Origin of the sequence: Flavobacterium frigidum (assembly GCF_048286735.1) — a bacterium.
Lineage (GTDB): Bacteria > Bacteroidota > Bacteroidia > Flavobacteriales > Flavobacteriaceae > Flavobacterium.
This window is the reverse complement of record NZ_JBLVPU010000005.1, coordinates 110,439-128,520: the sequence shown is the minus strand read 5'-3', so window position 1 is coordinate 128,520 and position 18,082 is coordinate 110,439. Positions and strand designations below refer to the sequence as shown.

Below are 18,082 nucleotides of genomic sequence, written 5' to 3'. Positions count from 1 at the left end.
TGAAGTAAACTCAACCTCAGAATGCATTTTAAACATCCCGAAATTTTATACTTTCTGTTCTTATTGATTGTTCCAATTTTGGTTCACTTATTTCAATTACGCCGTTTCAAAAAAGAATACTTTACCAATGTTCGTTTTTTAAAAGCGCTTTCTATTCAAACCAGAAAGAGCTCACAAATAAAGAAATGGTTGCTCCTCACCTGCCGTTTACTCCTATTATTGTTTATTATTTTAGCCTTTGCACAGCCTTTTTTTGAGTCCAAAGACAGTAAAAATGCCAATAACGAATTGTATATTGTATTGGATAATTCCTTTAGTATGCAAGCAAAAGGAAAAAAAGGCGAATTGCTAAAAAGAGCCGTTCAAGAATTATTGGAAGAAACACCAGAGAATTTAAATTTTTCATTGTTGACCAATTCAGAAAATTACTGGAACACAGATATAAAATCGGTTCGCTCTGCTTTACAAAATTTAAAATACAGCGCCACTCCTTTTCAATTAGATAATATAATCGCCAAAATAAAAGCTCATAAATCGGCTTTTAAGAAAGATATTGTTGTTATTACTGATGCGGTTGGTCTTAATCAAAAACAACTAAAAAATAGTGATGCGATTACGGCTCCTTTATTTGTTATTCCTAAAGCAGAGCAGAAGAACAATGTATCAATAGACAGTGTTTTCATTAATAAAACACTTGAGGATTTTTATGAAATTACTGTTCAAATATCTGGTTATGGTGATGATTTTAAACCGATTCCTATTTCATTATTCAATGAAAATAAACTCATTGCCAAAACAATAGCAACTTTAGACACCAAAAAGAAAAACCTCAATTTTACAATTCCGAAACAATCCTTTCATGGTTATTTTTCGATAGTTGATGCTGGTTTGAGCTATGACAATACCTTGTATTTTAGTATTTCAAAAACGAAGAAAACCAATATTATAAGTATTGGAGAACCTGCGAAAAGCAATTTCCTTTCCCGAATTTACACCAATGAAGAATTCAATTTTACTAACTATAATTTAAGTGCTTTAGATTACAATAAATTAGAAGAACAGGATGCGATTGTTGTAAATGAACTGGATGAAATTCCGCAAGCTTTGGCAACCACTTTAAAATCATTTGTAGAAAAAGGTGGGGATTTAATTATTATTCCGTCAGAAAAGAGCTCCGTTCCTAACTTGAACACTTTCTTGTTTAATTTTGGAAACATCACCTTCAATACTTTAGAAAACAGAGAAAAACTAATTACCAAAATCAACTTTAATCATCCCATATTCGATAATGTGTTTGAAAATAAAGTAACTAATTTTCAATATCCAAAAACAAATAAATCCTTTACAGTATCAAGCTCTAGCCCTGCTGCTTTGTCGTATCTGGACCAAAGTGTTTTTTTGACTTCAATTGTGAATTCAGTTGCTACCGTTTCCGTTTTTGCAGCGCCTATTAATAGCGAGAATTCAAATTTCCAGCAATCACCTCTTATTGTGCCTACTTTTTATAAAATGGCAACAAACAATCAAAATACGGGAATAAATGCCATAACAATAGGAGACAACAGCCCGCATATAGCAGAAGCTTCATTAGATAAAGATGCCATTTTAACGATTAAAGGTGCAGACGAACAGTTTATTCCCATCCAACAAATTTTGAATAACAAAGTCAAAATGAACTTTCAAGACAACCCAATACAAGCCGGAAATTTTAGGGTTTATAACAAGAAAGAATGGATTGAAAACATCAGTTTTAATTACGATAGGACCGAAAGTGATTTGGCTGAAGCCAATGAAAATGTAGTGTCAGATTACAAAACAATTGAATCAATTGCATCACTCTTTGATACTTTACAAACTGACCGGACGGACAATCAAATTTGGAAATGGTTTGTTATCTTTGCACTGTCATTTTTACTAATCGAAATGGCAATTATAAGGTTTGTCAAGTAACAATGAAGACTCAATAATTAAAAAATCAACATGAACTTAATCATCAGAAACGCCAAAATTATCGATTCGAAAAGTCCTTTTCACAATAAGACCGTAGATATTTTAATTGTTGATGGGTTAATACAGAAAATTGGCACTTCCTTACCAAATTTAGAACATACAGACGAAATACAATTAGATAATTTACACGTATCACAAGGCTGGTTTGATAGCAGCGTTTCGCTTGGAGAACCAGGTTTTGAAGATCGAGAGACTATTGCAAACGGACTTCAGGTTGCTGCCAAAAGTGGTTTTACAGCAATAGCATTACAGCCTAATTCGTTCCCAGTAATTGACAATCAATCTCAAGTAAATTTTGTTTTGAATAAAGCACTTGGATTTGCGACCCAACTCTACCCTATTGGTGCATTAACGAAGGAGAGTGCTGGAAAAGATATGGCAGAGTTGTTTGATATGAAAAAAGCAGGAGCAATAGCTTTTGGAGATTATAACAAAAGTTTAGACAATGCAAATTTGCTGAAAATCGCTTTGCAATACGTTCAAGATTTTGATGGATTAATACTCGCTTTTTCACAAGATGAAAATATAAAAGGAAACGGTGTGGCAAATGAAGGAATCGTTTCAACTAGATTAGGATTGAAGGGCATACCAAATCTTGCCGAAGAATTACAAATTGCAAGAAATTTATTTCTGTTGGAATATACTGGAGGAAAATTACACTTTCCGACCATTTCAACCAAAAAATCAGTACAGCTAATCAAAGAGGCTAAAGCCAATGGTCTACGCGTTTCATGCAGTGTTGCCGTACATCATTTGGTTTTTACAGATGAAAAACTAGAAGGTTTTGACAGTCGTTATAAAATTTCGCCTCCATTAAGAGCTGAAATAGATAGAAAAGCATTGTTGAAGGGAATAGAAGATGGTACTATTGATATGATTACATCCGACCATAATCCGATAGATATTGAGCACAAAAAAATGGAATTTGATGGTGCTAAAAATGGAACAATTGGCATGGAAAGCGCCTTTGGTGCTTTGATGACCGTTTTACCATTAGAAACTGTAATAGATAAATTGACTGCTGGGAAAACAACATTCGGTATTGCAATAGAACCAATTAATGAAGGCTCAAAAGCAAATATTACCTTATTTAATCCGGAACCAAAAAGTACTTTTACGAAAACATCTATTTTATCCAAATCAAAAAACTCAGCGTTCTTGGAATCAGAAATGAAAGGAAAAGTACATGGAATTATCAATCAAGGAAAATTAATTTTAGCATAAAAAATGAATAATAATCATAATAATAATTCTGAGTCGGGAAAAACTGCCGCTATTACAAGCTATATTTTAGGAATTGGCGTGTTTATAGCGATGTCCATAAACTCAGAGGACAAAAATGCGTTTGCGTCGTTTCACATTCGTCAAGGGCTTGGACTTACACTAACTTTTATATCCTTGGGATTAATTATCAGCAATTTTGACAGCTTAATGATTTCGGCTCCCATGTGGATTTTCGTTTTTGTTTTATGGTCTTATGGCATTACTAGCGCAATAAAGGGCGAAACAAAACCGGTTCCTTTATTGGGTTCCTACTACCAAAAATGGCTTTCAAACATATCCTAATTGATAGAAGATTGCTACATACCGATTTTTGATTGCAAAATTAGAAAACCAAAACTGAGACTTTTTTTTTGAATGCAGCATTTTTTAAAATAGAAAACTGCGACTAAAAACTTATTACTACGAACTGATCACACTACCTATGAATTTATCTTTAGAATACAAAATACAAGAACCTAAAATTAAATTAGATAAAAACCCGCTTTTACTTTTATTACACGGTTACGGTAGTAATGAAGCCGATTTATTTTCATTTGCAACAGAACTTCCAGAAGAATACTTCATAATCTCAGCTCGCGCGCCTTATGATATGCAATACGGAAGTTATGCTTGGTACGCCATCAACTTTGATGCAGATGAAAATAAATTTTCAGATCATGAACAAGCTAAAATTTCTCGCGATTTAATTGCTAGATTTATTGATGAGTTGATTAAAGCATACCCAATTGATGCAAATCATATTTCACTAATTGGCTTTAGCCAAGGCGCAATATTAAGTTACGCTGTAGCACTATCTTATCCAGAAAAGGTTCACAAAGTAGTGGCAATGAGTGGCTATTTGAATCTAGAAATCATAGCCGAAGATTACCTAAAAAACGACTTTAGTAAACTAAAAATATTTGCTTCACACGGTACGGTTGATCAAGTTATTCCTGTTGATTGGGCTAGAAGAACTCCAGCAATTGTGGAGAAATTAGGAATCAATACCACCTATAAAGAATATCCTGTAGGCCACGGAGTAGCTCCTCAGAACTTTTATGACTTTAAAAATTGGCTTCAGGAAAAATAGTTTTCAGTAATCAATCGCAGTTTTCAAGATACAATTTCTGAAAACTGCGATTGTTTATTTATTTCTGATACAACAAGGATTGATTTACTTCGAATGAAATACTATCATCTGTATTGACAAAATATTTCAATAAAACTTCTCCCCAAACTTCACCATCGCTAAAATCAGCAATTATCCATCTGTGGTTTAAGATTCGTACTTTATTGATAATGAATTTATTCATTCCGATTTGGTCTTGACCAGTGTAGGGATTCCCTTTTGGATTGGAATTGTAATCCAATAATTTTTCAGTAACAACTGGGATTAATTTTTCGTATTGAATTATTTTCTCTGAACTTCCAGAATCAAAATAATTTTGTGCATTCTCATTTTTTGCCAATGAAAAATAATTGGCATCCACCAACTGATTGGATACTAAAGCGATGCTGTCTCTTAATTTTTTTGTTGTTTTTGCATACCTATTTTGCTCGAAATCAACTTGCTTACTCAAAAACATATAAGTAAAAATAGAAGAAAGAACGGCTAAAATAGTAAGGTAAAGTAAAAGAGATTGTTTCATTTTAAATAGAATTATAATGTGATTTCTAAATTATCATACGCTAGAAAAACATTTTCTGGAAGTTCTTTTTGAACCTCTTCATGGTATCCTAGAATATGACTAATGTGTGTTAAATATGTTTTTCTGGGTTTGACCAAAGTTACAAAATCTAATGCTTCTTTCAAATTGAAATGCGTATCGTGCGGTTCTTCACGTAAGGCATTTATAACCAATACGTCTAGGTTTTTAAGCTTATTTATTTCGGTTTTTTCGATAGTTTTTACATCTGTCAAATAAGCAAAATCATCAATTCTATACCCAAAAACTTGAAGATTACCGTGCATTGCATTGATAGGAATAATTATTTTACCACCAATAGAAAAGGATTCATTATTTACTACTTCATGAGTAGCTACAGAAGGTGCGCCGGGATACTTATTTACAGTTTCAAAAACGTATTCAAAGCGACTTTTCAAGTTATCAATCACTCTTTGATGGGCGTAGATAGGAATTTCCCCTTGTTTAAAGTTAAACGGTCGAATATCATCGATACCCGCAGTATGATCTGCATGTTCGTGCGTAAACAAAATAGCATCCACTTTTTGGCAATTTGAAGCAAGCATTTGCTGTCTAAAATCGGGTCCACAATCAATGATTAAAGATTGATTTTCCCATGAAATCCAAACGGAAACTCGTAATCTTTTATCTTTAGAATTACTACTCAAACAGACGGGATGGTTGCTCCCAATAACTGGAATCCCTTGTGATGTACCAGTTCCTAAAAAATATACCTTCAATGTTATCGTTTTTATTTACAAAAATAGGGTTAATTATCTTTCATTAGAAACGTATTTCACTAACTTTGCTAATTATTAGCCATATTAAAAGAAAATGGATACAGAAATAAAATTAAAAGGTGACAAAGTCATCGAACAAATCCCTTCGATTAAAGACAAAGCACTGCGTATCAATTTAAATGAAAATATTTACGGGACTTTTGCAGAAATTGGGGCTGGTCAAGAAACTGTAAGACATTTTTTTAGATCTGGTGGTTCTTCAGGGACTATTGCGAAAGCAATGTCAGCCTATGATAAAGACTTTAGTGATGCGGTTTATGGAGTTGAAGAAGACGGTCGTTATGTAACAGAAAGCCGACTCAAAAAGATGCTCTCTCATGAAGTAAATTTGATTGAGAAAAGATTGAGTCGAGAAAAACATCCCAATAAAATGTTTTTTAGTTATGCCAATACAGTTGCAACTATCGATTTTGCCAAACAATTTAAAGGTCACGGTTGGGTTGGAATTAGTTACCAAATCGAGCCTGATGAAGATTATAACGAAATTATTATTCACATCCGATTCAAAGAAACAGATGTCCGCTTGCAACAAGAAACACTTGGTATTCTTGGTGTAAATTTAATTTACGGAGCCTATTACAAATACAATGATCCCAAACGCTTGTTGCGTTATTTATACGACCATTTAGACAAAGATCAATTAGAAATAGATACTATAAATTTTTCAGGACCTCGTTTTGCTGATGTAGACAATCGTTTGATGAGTTTACAATTAGTGAAAAACGGAATGACTGATGCAGTAATGTTTAATCCCGATGGAAAAAACATTCTTCCTGCAGCTATTTTATACAAGAAAAACATCCTTGCTTTTAGAGGAAGTTTTCGTCCCGTTACAAAAGTTAACATGGACATGTACGAGAAATCTTTAAAAATGTTCTTGAACGAAAACAAAGTTGAAAAAGAAAACACGTTAGTTGTATTCGAAATTACGCTGTCTAACCTTCGTTCTGATGGAGAAATTGATGAACGCGATTTCATGGATCGGGCTGAATTATTGTGTTCTCTAGGACAAACGGTAATGATTTCAAATTTCCAGGAATATTACAAAGTAGTAGAATATTTTTCTAATTATACCAAGGCCAGAATGGGATTAGCGATGGGTGTAAATAACCTTGTCGATATTTTTGATGAGAAATATTACCGTCATTTAAGCGGTGGAATTTTGGAAGCTTTTGGTAAATTATTTTACCGCGATATGAAAGTTTTCTTGTATCCAATGATTGGAGAAAATGGCGAAATCATCAATTCTGATAATTTAAAAGTACATCCTAGAATGAAAGAATTGTATAAGTTCTTTAAATTTAACGGAAAAGTGGTTGATATAAATGACTACGACCCTTCTATTTTAGAGGTGTTTTCTCGTGAAGTCCTTAATATGATTAACCACGGAAAACCAGGTTGGGAAATCATGCTTCCATCTGGAATTGCAGAAATTATAAAGGAACACCAACTTTTTGGTTACGATCCCAATAAAGTTTTAAAAGAAATTAACTAATAGGTTCCCTAACTATTTACATACTAAATCCTTGATTGAACATACAATCTAGGATTTTTTTTTATTTTTAAAATTCGATACATTTCTTACAAATACACCATTTAAAAAAGTGAATTTAAGATAAAAGCTTGAAAAATTTGATCGCAACTCCTTCAAATTATTTCTTTCTAAAAAAACCAATTCAAACTTCAAGGAAATACTCTTTATAATAGAGAACATTCCTTAAAGCGAAATTATTGGTTGGATTGGATTAAATGGAAGTTTAGAAGAAAATGATCATCTCGTTGCGAAAGCTAAAACTTTAATGCACTAAATAATATGTTTTAATCAAAAAGCCACGTTTAAAATCAATTTTAGACGTGGCTTTTTTTTGATAGAAGAGAATTTTACTTTAGAATTTGCGCAGCATGCGCCTTTGTTTTAACATCTGAAATGACCTCTTCAATACTTCCGTTTTCATCAATTACAAACGTGGTTCTGTAAATGCCATCATATTCTTTTCCCATAAATTTTTTTGGTCCCCAAACGCCAAAAGCTTGTATTACGGACTTATCTTCATCTGCGAGTAGCGGAAAAGGAAATTCGTATTTGTCTTTGAACTTGGCTTGAGCCTTTGCTGGATCTGCACTTACTCCTAAAAGTTCATAATTATTGGCCTGAAAACGATCAAAATTATCTCTTAAATCACACGCTTCGGCAGTACATCCCGGCGTATTCGCTTTTGGATAAAAGAAAACCACTAATTTTTTACCGGCGTAATCAGCTAATTGATGTAATTTTCCATCTTGATCTAATGCTGAAAAAGCGGGAGCTTTATCTCCTTTTTTTAATGTTGTCATAGGTTTTTATTAAAATGTTTTACAAGATATTTATCTGTTTTTATGAAACGCTCTGCCCCAGATGGAAATGAAAAGCCCGGACTGAAAAAGCTTTTTTTTCTTGATTATAAAGAGCGACCAGCAGGAAGCTCCTTTATAAACTTAGAAAAAAAGGCTTTTGAAGGAGGACTTGTAATGCACAGCTGGATTAGGCGCAAACTAAAATATGTACTATTTTTACAATCATAAATTTACAAAAATGAATAAGCAAGAGCGTGTAACGTTTGTTATAAATACGTTAAAAGAGTTTTACCCTTCGATTCCTGTTCCGCTAGATCACAAGGATCCTTATACTTTGTTGATTGCTGTTTTACTTTCGGCCCAATGTACGGATGTTCGCGTGAACCAAATTACGCCTTTACTTTTTGCTAAGGCAGATAATCCTTATGACATGATAAAAATGTCTGTGGAGGAAATAAAGCAAATCATTCGCCCTTGTGGCTTATCGCCAATGAAGTCTAAAGGAATTCATGGCTTATCGCATATTTTAATTGATAAACATGATGGAAAAGTACCTCAAAGTTTTGAATCTCTGGAAGAATTACCGGCAGTAGGACATAAAACTGCCAGTGTAGTGATGTCACAGGCCTTTGGCGTTCCCGCTTTTCCTGTTGATACGCACATTCATAGATTAATGTACCGCTGGAATTTGACTAATGGAAAAAATGTGGTACAAACAGAGAAAGATGCTAAACGCATTTTTCCAGAGGAACTTTGGAATGACTTACACTTGCAAATTATTTGGTACGGAAGGGAATATTCTCCAGCTCGTGGTTGGGATTTAGATCAAGATATTATCACTAAAACGGTAGGCCGAAAAACTGTCATCAACAACTATTTGAAGAAAAAGATGCACAAATAAAAAACTCCCAATAAAATGGGAGTTGAGCATACTAGTTAGAAATTATTTCGAAACTTTTATTGTCTATTTTTATTATGCTTAGCGCTTTGGAATAGCTTAATAAGAAAGAAATTGTTTCTTTTGTAGGTTTCCTGTCTTTAGAAAACACTGTTTTTTTAGAGTAAATTTTTGCCATAGAGTTATAAATTTTCTTTTTATAACAACGCAGCAAGCTCAAAAATATTGTTAATTGGTCAAAACAATTTGATGCTTGTCTATTACTTTTCGCAAATTCATCAAAGCATAACGCATTCTACCTAAAGCGGTGTTGATGCTGACTCCTGTAGATTCTGAAATTTCCTTAAAACTCATATCTTGATACATTCGCATCACCAAAACTTCTTTTTGATCTGCAGGAAGACCTTCGATTAGCTTTTTTAAATCTACTTGTACTTGTTCCGAAATTATTTTATTTTCGATTGTTTGACTATCATCTGACATTATAGAAAAAATAGAAAACTCTTCGGTTTCCCTAAACATGGGCATTTTTTTTGTTTTCCTGAAATGATCGATAACTAGATTGTGCGAGATTCGCATAACCCATGGCAAAAACTTACCTTCTTCATTATAGGAATTGGATTTTAAAGTTTTTATTACTTTAATGAATGTGTCTTGAAAAATATCGTTGGTAATATCCCTATCTGGAATTTTAGAGTAAATAAAACCATAAATTTTTGATTCATGCCTTTTGATTAATTTAGCTAAGGCATCTTCGTTACCTGCAACATAATCTTTCACCAATAACGCATCTGGAAGTTGTATATTAACCATAATTATACTTTTTAGTTTTAAAAATAAATAAGAGATGTCTCTAAAAAGTAGTTTTTAATTATAGGCTATTTTTTTGGGGTTTATTAGGATTCAAATTTAACTAATTATTGTTTGAATACACAAGTAAAATTAGTAAAAATTAACATAAGAATACTTAAATATGTTAAAATTTTTGTTTTTTGTTTACAATTTTAATCCAAATTCTATGCCAATGCATAAAATAGAACAAATCCTTATGAATTATTCATTAAAAAACATTAAAAAGTCTGACTATTAAAATTTAAAATCAGACTTTTTGATTTTAAAGTGCTTGAAATTATTTTTGAATTTTTATTGATATACTTTAATGTAATCGATAATAAAATTTTGAGGGAGTATTGTATCATCAACTTCTGGGCCTCCAAAATTTCCTCCAATTGCCATATTTACAATAATATAAAAAGGCTGGTTGTATGGCCAGATTGCATCTGATTTATTCTCAGGCTGAAAGGTATAAACTAACGTATCATCTACAAAGAATTCAATTTTGTCTTTGGTCCATTCCATCGCGTACACATGAAAACCATCCTCGATGTCATCAAATCTGGTTTTCTTCGTATTAATAGTGTTTCCGTGACTGTCTTGGGTGTGCAAAGAGGTAAAAACCATGTTTGGTTCTTTTCCTACATATTCAAGAATGTCTATTTCACCACATTTAGGCCAACCAACCTCATTGATATTGGAACCCAACATCCAAAAAGCTGGCCATACACCTTGACCAACTGGCAGCTTTGCTCTGGCCTCAAAACGACCGTATTGAAATTCTTTTTTACCTTTGGTAGTAATACGTGTCGAAGTATACGTATCCCCTTCTTTTTTAGCTGTAATGGTCAATTGATTTTTAGCTATTTTGTGGTTTTGCTTGGTGTACAATTGACGTTCGTTGTTGCCCCAACCACAATTAGGACAACCATTTCCGAGTTCAAAATTCCAACTCTTTTCATTTAATGTTGCCCCTTTAAAATTTTCCTCCCAAACCAGTTTGCGCTTGCTTTGCTGTGCATAGGAGAAATTGATTACAAGCAATACTAGTATTATTTTTTTCATTTTCGTTTAATTAGTAAATTGGAAATTACCTTCTAATTTTGTTATTGAACTTCCGCCTACAAATACTTTAAAATCTCCTGATTCGGCTTCCCATTTTCTATTGGCAGTAAAGTACTCAATGGTTTTTTCATCGATTGTAAAAACTACTTTCTTAGTTTCGTTAGGTTGCAAATCCGCTATTTCAAAGCCTTTCAATTCCTTTACAGGTCGGGTAACACTTCCTATTAAATCTCTAATATACAATTGTACTACCTCTTTTCCCGCAACACTTCCTGTATTTTTTATAGTAACAGAAACCTCAATTTTACCACTTTTAGCAAATGAATTTGACGATAGTTGCAAGTTTGAATATTCAAATTTAGAATAACTTAGACCGTGACCAAAAGGGTATAATGGAGTGTTTTTTTCATCGATATAATGCGACCAAAATACGCTTTCTGGTTCATTCATAATTGGTCTTCCTGTATTTTTATAATTGTAGTATAGAGGAAGTTGTCCCACATTTCTAGGGAAAGTCATTGGCAATTTCCCACTTGGGTTGTAGTCACCATACAAAACTTGAGCAATTGCATTGCCACTTTGCGTACCTAAATGCCACCCTTCGACAATTGCGGGAATATTTTCAGCAGCCCAAGGAATAGCTAATGGACGACCGTTATTTAAAACTAAAACTATATTTGGATTGACTTTGTAAATGGCCTCCAATAATTCTTGCTGAACTCCAGGTAAACCAATGTCCGACCTGCTTCTCCCTTCGCCAGATTGTAAACCATGTTCTCCTAAAACCATCACCACGACATCCGCTTGTTTTGCGACCGATATTGCTTCTGCAAATTCGCTTTTATCTGTGGTATTAATTTTTGTTTCCCAAATAAATTGGGTTCTACCCACCGCTACATCAGCACCTTTTGCATAGCTAAGCTGATTATCAGTATACTTTTGCATCCCTTCTAGAACCGAAATTGCTGTATTATCATGTGCAGCGATTCTCCAACTTCCTAAGGGACTTGTTTTATCATTTGCCAAAGCACCTATTAATGCTATTTTTTGTCCTGTTTTTTTAAGTGGCAGCAAATCCTTGTTGTTTTTAAGGAGAACAATCGATTTTTTTGCCATGTCTAAAACTACTTCTTGAAATTCTGGTTTACCAACGGTTGTTAGTTCCCGATTTTCATCACAATATTTGTATGGATCATCAAACAAGCCGAGTTCAAACTTTACTTTCAAAATACGTCTAGCAGCATCATCAACTAGACTCTCTTTTACTTTTCCTTCCTGTACTAAAGCCACTAAATGATCTACGTATGCACTAGATTCCATATCCATATCGCTACCCGCATTAATCGCTATTTCAGCAGCATGCTTATTGTCTTTGGCAAATCCGTGAGCCATCATTTCGCTTATAGAACCCCAATCAGATACTACAAAACCATCAAAATTCCAATCCCGTTTTAATACTTCCCTTTGCAAATAAGCGTTCCCAGTTGCTGGAATACCATTCAACTCATTGAAAGAATTCATAAATGTTCGAACACCTGCATCAGCAGCTGCTTTAAATGGTGGGAAAATGGTATTTTGCAATTCTGATTCGCTAATATCAACCGTATTGTAATCCCTTCCAGATTCTGCAAACGCATATCCCGCAAAATGTTTAGCACACGCAAGAATAGTATTAGTTGCTGCTAAATCCTCACCTTGAAAACCTTGTACACGTGCTACAGCAATTTTACTTCCTAAAAAAGGATCCTCACCGGCGCCTTCCATGACACGACCCCAGCGTGCATCTCGAGCCACATCAACCATCGGTGCAAAAGTCCAATTCAATCCTACCGCTGCAGCTTCTTCTGCGGCTATTGCTGCCGATTTTTTTATGGCAATTAAATCCCAACTTGCTGCTTCTGCTAAAGGAATAGGACTAATGGTTTTGTATCCGTGAATTACATCAAAACCAAAAAGTAATGGGATACCCAGACGGGTTTGCTCTACCGCGATTTTCTGTAATGCTTTAACGTCTTTAACGCCTTTGACATTTAACATCGATCCTACTAAACCTTTTTTTAGGTCTTCGTATTTTTTAGCAGCTTGACCCTCTTTTGGTGTAGGTCCTGTTATATCCCAAAATCCATTATACTGATTGAGTTGGCCTACTTTTTCTTCTAAAGTCATCAATCTCAGAACAGAATCTATCCTTTTGTCTAACAAATTATTTTTTGAGAGAGAAGTAGATGGTTGAATGGTTTTTTTACTACAAGCAACTAGAATAAATAGACTGCTTAATATTACTAGAAATGATTGCTTCATTTGTATTTTTTATTAAAGCAAAAGGCAGGCCTAAAAACCTACCTTTTACTAATGATACTTTTTCAAATGTGTTTATTGATATACTCTAACATAATCAATTTCCATAGACGATTGACTAAAGGCAGGATCAATAGCTCCACCAAAAGTTCCTCCCATGGCAACATTTAAGATTAAGAAAAAATCTTTATTAAATGGTAATGTACCCGTATTAGCTACAGTATGGAAAAGCACATCGTCTACATAAATTTTTACTGAAGCAGGAGTCCAGATGGTTTTGTAAATGTGAAATTGAGAAGCAACGTTTGCCACTGTTGTAGAACCACTATTTGCATTACCACCAGAATTACCTGGATAGTGTAAAGTACCGTAAATAGTAGTAGGTTGACTTCCTTTGAATTCCATGATATCAATTTCACCGCAACTTGGCCAAGTATTAGTAGCGTAATTTTCGCCTAACATCCATATGGCAGGCCAAGTTCCTGCTCCGGTTGTTAACTTAGCTCTAACCTCTACTTTACCGTAGGTAAATTCAAATTTATTTTCAGATTTTAATCGTGCTGATGTGTAACTTGAACCTATTTTTTTTGCAGTAATTTTTAAATTACCTCCGGCAACAATTACGTTATCAGCTGCATTTGTATAGGACTGAGCTTCGGCATTACCCCAGCCTCCAGCACCTAAATCATAACCCCATTTTGCGGGATCTGGAGCGCCATCGGTATTAAATTCATCAGAAAATTTTAAGGTAGTATAATCTGTTGGAGATGCAGCAGCTCCTGGAGCTGTTGTCGTAAAAATATGATACCAAGCCAAAAATGGATTTCCTGGCTGTACCACTCTAACTTTCATACGATTATCTGTAATTGATAAAATCTCATAAGAACTTCCGCCAACGAAATACCCCATAAAGCCCCCATCAGAAAAGTTCATGACAGTTCCTCTAGTTTGGGTTGCAGCATCAGGATTTTTAGATACAAAAGAATCCGATTTACTTAAAGTTACTGTTTTTGTACCACCTGTATTTAAGTCGTAGCAAGCATCGTCTCCACCTTTGATAGCGCCATTGTAATAGGTTTGACCTTTGTTATCTAATAAAAATTTCATTGTTTGACCCTCTAAAGAAAAGGTCATCACACTGTTGTACAAACAAGTGGTCGATTTTTCATTAGGCTTAGCTCCGTAAAAAGATGGGTAATAATTTTGTTTTCCAAAAGTAGCATCTGCCCAAGCCACATTAGGACCTACACCTAAATGATCTGGTTCACTTTGTGACCAATACCATTTTTTGCTAGAACCACCTGTTAAAAATTGAACAGCTTTTTCATCTTTGAAACTACTAAATACGGTCACTTCTATAGTAGTGGTTGTAGAAACACCTCCCGGACCTGATGCAATTACTGTAACGGTATAGGTAATAGTTCCAGATGTTGCAAAACTCTTTTCTAAAATACCACTTGCTGAATTATCGGATAAACCATCACTATAAATATATTTATAGGAAATAGCGTTTTGAGCCGTACTGTTAAATTTTACTTTTCCTGAGCCATCTCCATTAGGAAAAGCAACTGATTTTCCAACTATTTCGGCGGTAACTGTTAATGCAGTTGGCGAATCCAATTCTCCAAAACCTAAATTGTCCTCTTGGCAATTGACCATTAAAAGAAGGACGAAAATGGATACTATGTTTTTTATAATTTTTTTCATTTTTTTTATTTTTTTAAGTGCAGTTGAAGCACATACATCATATCAACTTCTAAATACTTTATAATTAACAGATTATATCTATCGTATTAATTGTGAAAGTACACATTATCAACATAAACAGTGTTATTACCAGATGGTGCTCCTACGTAGATTAACTGTGCGATATGAGCTCGCGTCGTTAGTCCTGTAAAATCACTCAAGGGGATATCTAAACTAACCCAAGATCCTTTTGCAGGAGCGGTAATGGTTATTTCATGCTCTTTGTCATCTCCACCACCAAAGGCTCCATTAGCACCAAAATCGACTAATTTTACTTTGAAAACGGTAAAATCAGCGGACCAAACATCTGTATGAAAATGTGTCATTGCTGTTGCATCGATAGGAGTTGTTGTTGCTTCAATACCAACAAAATCAAGTGCACTGTATTTTTTTGTTGCATTCCCATTAATCGATAGGTCTGTTAAAGTAGCACTTGACCATGATGTTCTCCAAGTATTAACAGGGACATTGGTATATGCATCGCTAAACATAGAAATCACCTTTGAAGAAGCGACTGTAGGAGTTGGTGCTGCTGTTACAGATGCGGCTTGATTGTAAAAGAAAACATTATCAACATAAACCGTTGTATTTCCAAAAGGAGCTCCTACAAAAATTAACTGTGCAATATGACTGCGTGTCGTCAATCCTGTGAAATCGCTTAACGGAATGTCTAAACTCACCCATTTTTCTTTCGCTGGATTAGCAATAGTTATTTCATGCTCTTTGTCGTCGCCACCCCCAAAAACACCATCTGCACCAAAATCGACTAGCTTAACTTTAAACTCTGTAAAATCAGCAGACCAAATATCAGTATGGAAGAAAGTCATTGCCGAAGCATTGATTGGTGTTGTAGTAGCCTCGATACCTACAAATCCCAAAGCACTATATTTTTTTGTTTTGTTGCCACTAATATCAATATCTTCTAAAGTTGCTTGTGACCAAGCAGTTCTCCACGTATCTACCGCAACATTTGTATAGCTATCACTGAACATAGAAATTACATTAGCAGCAGGAATTGTAGGAACTGGAGCAGCAAATAGGTTTGTCACAGTTACACTCTCAATTTTTTGACTTGTTGCAACTCCACCACTTAAGGCAACGACTTTAACCTGGTAAGTTCCAGCTCTAGCGTAGGTGTGTGTTACCACTTCGCCTTCCATAAAATTTACAGGAACTTCATTTGCAACATCACCAAAATATACTTGAAAAAAAGTCTCCAAGTCCGCTTTTGCCGTTACGTTGATGGCAAGATTACTGCCAATAGTTATCGTTGATTCTAAATTTTTAGGTGCCAAAAAAGAAACCATTACCTCTTGCATGGTCTCTGTTTTTTTACCATTGATCGTGGTACCTACAATTTTTGCTTGAAATTTACCTTCTTTGTATTTATGAGATACTTTCCCTCCCGGATTTACAAACCCCGGCGCAACAGTTCCATCACCGTAATAAATTTCAAATTGCGTAACTCCCTCTCCTTTTGGCAAAAAAGTAACATTCCCTGAATTATCTTGTGTAATAGTGGTAAGCGCAGATATATTTGATGGTGCATCTATTCCATCTAAATCCACATCATTATTCTCTTCTGAACAGCCAAAAAATAGCGCTATTAAAGAAATGCTTAGTATTAATTTTAACTTTTTCATATATAAATAATATTAGTTTTTAATATCCAGGATTTTGTGTCCAATTACCGCCTGCAAATTGAATTTCCTCAATTGGAATAGGAAATAATTCATTCTTTGCTGCTTTAAAACCAGTAATTTCTTGTCCCGCCTTCCCAGTACGAACTAAGTCAAAGAAACGATGTCCTTCGCCTGCTAATTCTACTCTTCGTTCGGCTAAAATAAAATCAGTTAAAGCAGCACCAGAAACTGAAATATCATGATTCAAATCTCCAAAAGCACGTCTACGGACTTGATTTAAGTAGCCTCTTGCTTTTGCATCGTCAATTCCGCCGCGATTATTTGCTTCGGCAGCCATCAATAGTACATCAGCGTAGCGAATCGCTCGATAGTTATTTGGATTGGTCAAGTTTAAATCTCCTTGCGCTTCGGTACGCCTTTTTCTTGGAATGTATTTTCGATTAAAATAGCCTGTATGTTCGTATCCCTTGCCAAAAGTTGCTCCAGATGAAGTAGCCCATGCCTCTATGTCTAAAATCGCTACTGCTTTTCTTCGATCTCCTGCTTCAAAAGCATTAACAATTTTTAGAGTTGGTACGTTAAAACTAAAACCCGAGGTAAAAAGATCTCCAGAATAGTTCCTTGGTCCGCTAAAACCAACAGCTACATTGCCTTCACTGCATTGGAGGCATCCAAAACCTGCTCCTTCTACATCAGTATATTGAACTTCGAACACTGATTCTGCGCCATTTTCACCTTCATTTTCAAAAATAGAATTGTAATCTGTTACTAGGGAGTAAGGAGATGCCGCAAATAAACGATCAAAAGTTGTTGCCGCTGGTGCAAATTTATTTTGGTATAAATAAGCCTTTCCAAGTAATGCTAGCGCAGCGCCTTTTGTAGCTCTACCTTTTTGTGCAGCTGTAGCTGCTAAATTGTCTGCAGCAAAAATTAAGTCTGCTTCAATAGAAGCGTATACTCCTGCAACCGAAGATCGTGGAATTTTTTTCTCATCACCAGGACTAAACCTTGCATCGCCTTTCATAGGAATGCCACCAAACCATTTCACTAATTCAAAATGATAATATGCTCTAAGAAAACGCGCCTCAGCTATAATCTGATTTTTTCCTTGAAAGTCAGTCTTATCTTTAAATTCTAGAATGTAATTGGCTCTTTGAACACCAGCAAACATCCAGTCCCATAAATTTTTTAAATTACTGTTTACAGGAGTATGAATCATTTTATCTATTTGTTGAAAACCAGGTACATCTGATTGGCTTTCACCACCTGCCAAAGTATTATCTGAGGCAATTTCTCCTAATAATGAATTAAGATATGTAGTTTGTAATAAATCATACGCTGCAATTAAAGCATTGTCATAATCTGATTTTGAATTAAAATAATTCTCAGAGTCAATAGAATATTCTATTGGTCGATCAACAAAATCATCACTGCATGAAACTGCTACGGTAGAGAAAATTGTTGTTACTATCAGGATAATAAATATATATTTTTTCATTTTAAATC

Annotated in this window: 16 protein-coding genes; 7 read left to right on the top strand and 9 right to left on the bottom strand. The window is 34.5% G+C overall.

Going from position 1 to position 18,082, the window contains the following annotated elements; genetic code table 11:
* Positions 1-21 precede the first annotated feature (21 nt).
* From ACNQGO_RS04905 to ACNQGO_RS04890, 4 genes are all read left to right on the top strand, one after another.
* Entirely contained in the window at positions 22-1,950 is a 1,929-nt protein-coding gene (locus ACNQGO_RS04905) for a BatA domain-containing protein (RefSeq protein WP_417977350.1), read from the top strand.
* 30 nt (positions 1,951-1,980) lie between these two features.
* Positions 1,981-3,234 (top strand): dihydroorotase, encoded by a 1,254-nt coding sequence (locus ACNQGO_RS04900; RefSeq protein ID WP_417984478.1) that lies wholly within the window; start codon positions 1,981-1,983, stop codon positions 3,232-3,234.
* Between the two features lie 3 nt (positions 3,235-3,237).
* On the top strand, positions 3,238-3,576 hold the full coding sequence (locus tag ACNQGO_RS04895; RefSeq protein ID WP_417943441.1) for a hypothetical protein: 339 nt from the start codon (positions 3,238-3,240) through the stop codon (positions 3,574-3,576).
* Between the two features lie 139 nt (positions 3,577-3,715).
* Positions 3,716-4,363: an alpha/beta hydrolase gene (locus ACNQGO_RS04890; protein ID WP_417968651.1), complete on the top strand. Its 648-nt coding sequence runs from the start codon at positions 3,716-3,718 to the stop codon at positions 4,361-4,363.
* A 58-nt stretch (positions 4,364-4,421) separates the two neighbouring features.
* On the opposite strand, the gene ACNQGO_RS04885 is transcribed toward ACNQGO_RS04890, so the two are convergent.
* Together ACNQGO_RS04885 and ACNQGO_RS04880 are read right to left on the bottom strand one after the other, a co-directional pair.
* Positions 4,422-4,922, bottom strand: coding sequence for a hypothetical protein (locus ACNQGO_RS04885; protein ID WP_417943443.1), 501 nt, complete (start codon positions 4,920-4,922; stop codon positions 4,422-4,424).
* Between the two features lie 11 nt (positions 4,923-4,933).
* Positions 4,934-5,698 (bottom strand): MBL fold metallo-hydrolase, encoded by a 765-nt coding sequence (locus tag ACNQGO_RS04880; RefSeq protein ID WP_417977353.1) that lies wholly within the window; start codon positions 5,696-5,698, stop codon positions 4,934-4,936.
* 94 nt (positions 5,699-5,792) lie between these two features.
* On the opposite strand from ACNQGO_RS04880, the gene ACNQGO_RS04875 reads away from it, so the two are divergent.
* A complete protein-coding gene (locus ACNQGO_RS04875; protein ID WP_417943445.1) occupies positions 5,793-7,253 on the top strand; it encodes a TonB-dependent receptor in 1,461 nt (486 codons plus the stop codon).
* Positions 7,254-7,639: 386 nt separating this feature from the next.
* Here ACNQGO_RS04875 and bcp read toward each other — a convergent pair whose 3' ends face one another.
* The gene (bcp, locus tag ACNQGO_RS04870; RefSeq protein ID WP_417947604.1) at positions 7,640-8,092 is read right to left on the bottom strand and encodes a thioredoxin-dependent thiol peroxidase; all 453 of its coding nucleotides are present in this window, start codon (positions 8,090-8,092) and stop codon (positions 7,640-7,642) included.
* A gap of 42 nt (positions 8,093-8,134) precedes the next feature.
* Here bcp and ACNQGO_RS04865 point away from each other — a divergent pair, with 42 nt between their 5' ends.
* Together ACNQGO_RS04865 and ACNQGO_RS04860 are read left to right on the top strand one after the other, a co-directional pair.
* Positions 8,135-8,320, top strand: coding sequence for a hypothetical protein (locus ACNQGO_RS04865; protein WP_417984476.1), 186 nt, complete (start codon positions 8,135-8,137; stop codon positions 8,318-8,320).
* A 10-nt stretch (positions 8,321-8,330) separates the two neighbouring features.
* Positions 8,331-8,993, top strand: coding sequence for an endonuclease III domain-containing protein (locus ACNQGO_RS04860; protein WP_417947603.1), 663 nt, complete (start codon positions 8,331-8,333; stop codon positions 8,991-8,993).
* A 225-nt stretch (positions 8,994-9,218) separates the two neighbouring features.
* On the opposite strand, the gene ACNQGO_RS04855 is transcribed toward ACNQGO_RS04860, so the two are convergent.
* From ACNQGO_RS04855 to ACNQGO_RS04830, 6 genes are all read right to left on the bottom strand, one after another.
* Complete coding sequence (locus ACNQGO_RS04855) at positions 9,219-9,803, bottom strand: RNA polymerase sigma factor (protein WP_417968659.1); 585 nt, start codon at positions 9,801-9,803, stop codon at positions 9,219-9,221.
* Between the two features lie 330 nt (positions 9,804-10,133).
* Entirely contained in the window at positions 10,134-10,889 is a 756-nt protein-coding gene (locus ACNQGO_RS04850; protein WP_417984474.1) for a glycoside hydrolase family 16 protein, read from the bottom strand.
* Positions 10,890-10,895: 6 nt separating this feature from the next.
* A complete protein-coding gene (bglX, locus tag ACNQGO_RS04845; protein ID WP_417984473.1) occupies positions 10,896-13,190 on the bottom strand; it encodes a beta-glucosidase BglX in 2,295 nt (764 codons plus the stop codon).
* Positions 13,191-13,262: 72 nt separating this feature from the next.
* Positions 13,263-14,894, bottom strand: coding sequence for a glycoside hydrolase family 16 protein (locus ACNQGO_RS04840; protein ID WP_417984471.1), 1,632 nt, complete (start codon positions 14,892-14,894; stop codon positions 13,263-13,265).
* Between the two features lie 86 nt (positions 14,895-14,980).
* A complete protein-coding gene (locus tag ACNQGO_RS04835) occupies positions 14,981-16,576 on the bottom strand; it encodes a hypothetical protein (RefSeq protein WP_417984469.1) in 1,596 nt (531 codons plus the stop codon).
* Between the two features lie 19 nt (positions 16,577-16,595).
* The gene (locus ACNQGO_RS04830) at positions 16,596-18,074 is read right to left on the bottom strand and encodes a RagB/SusD family nutrient uptake outer membrane protein (protein WP_417984467.1); all 1,479 of its coding nucleotides are present in this window, start codon (positions 18,072-18,074) and stop codon (positions 16,596-16,598) included.
* Between the last annotated feature and the right edge of the window lie 8 nt (positions 18,075-18,082).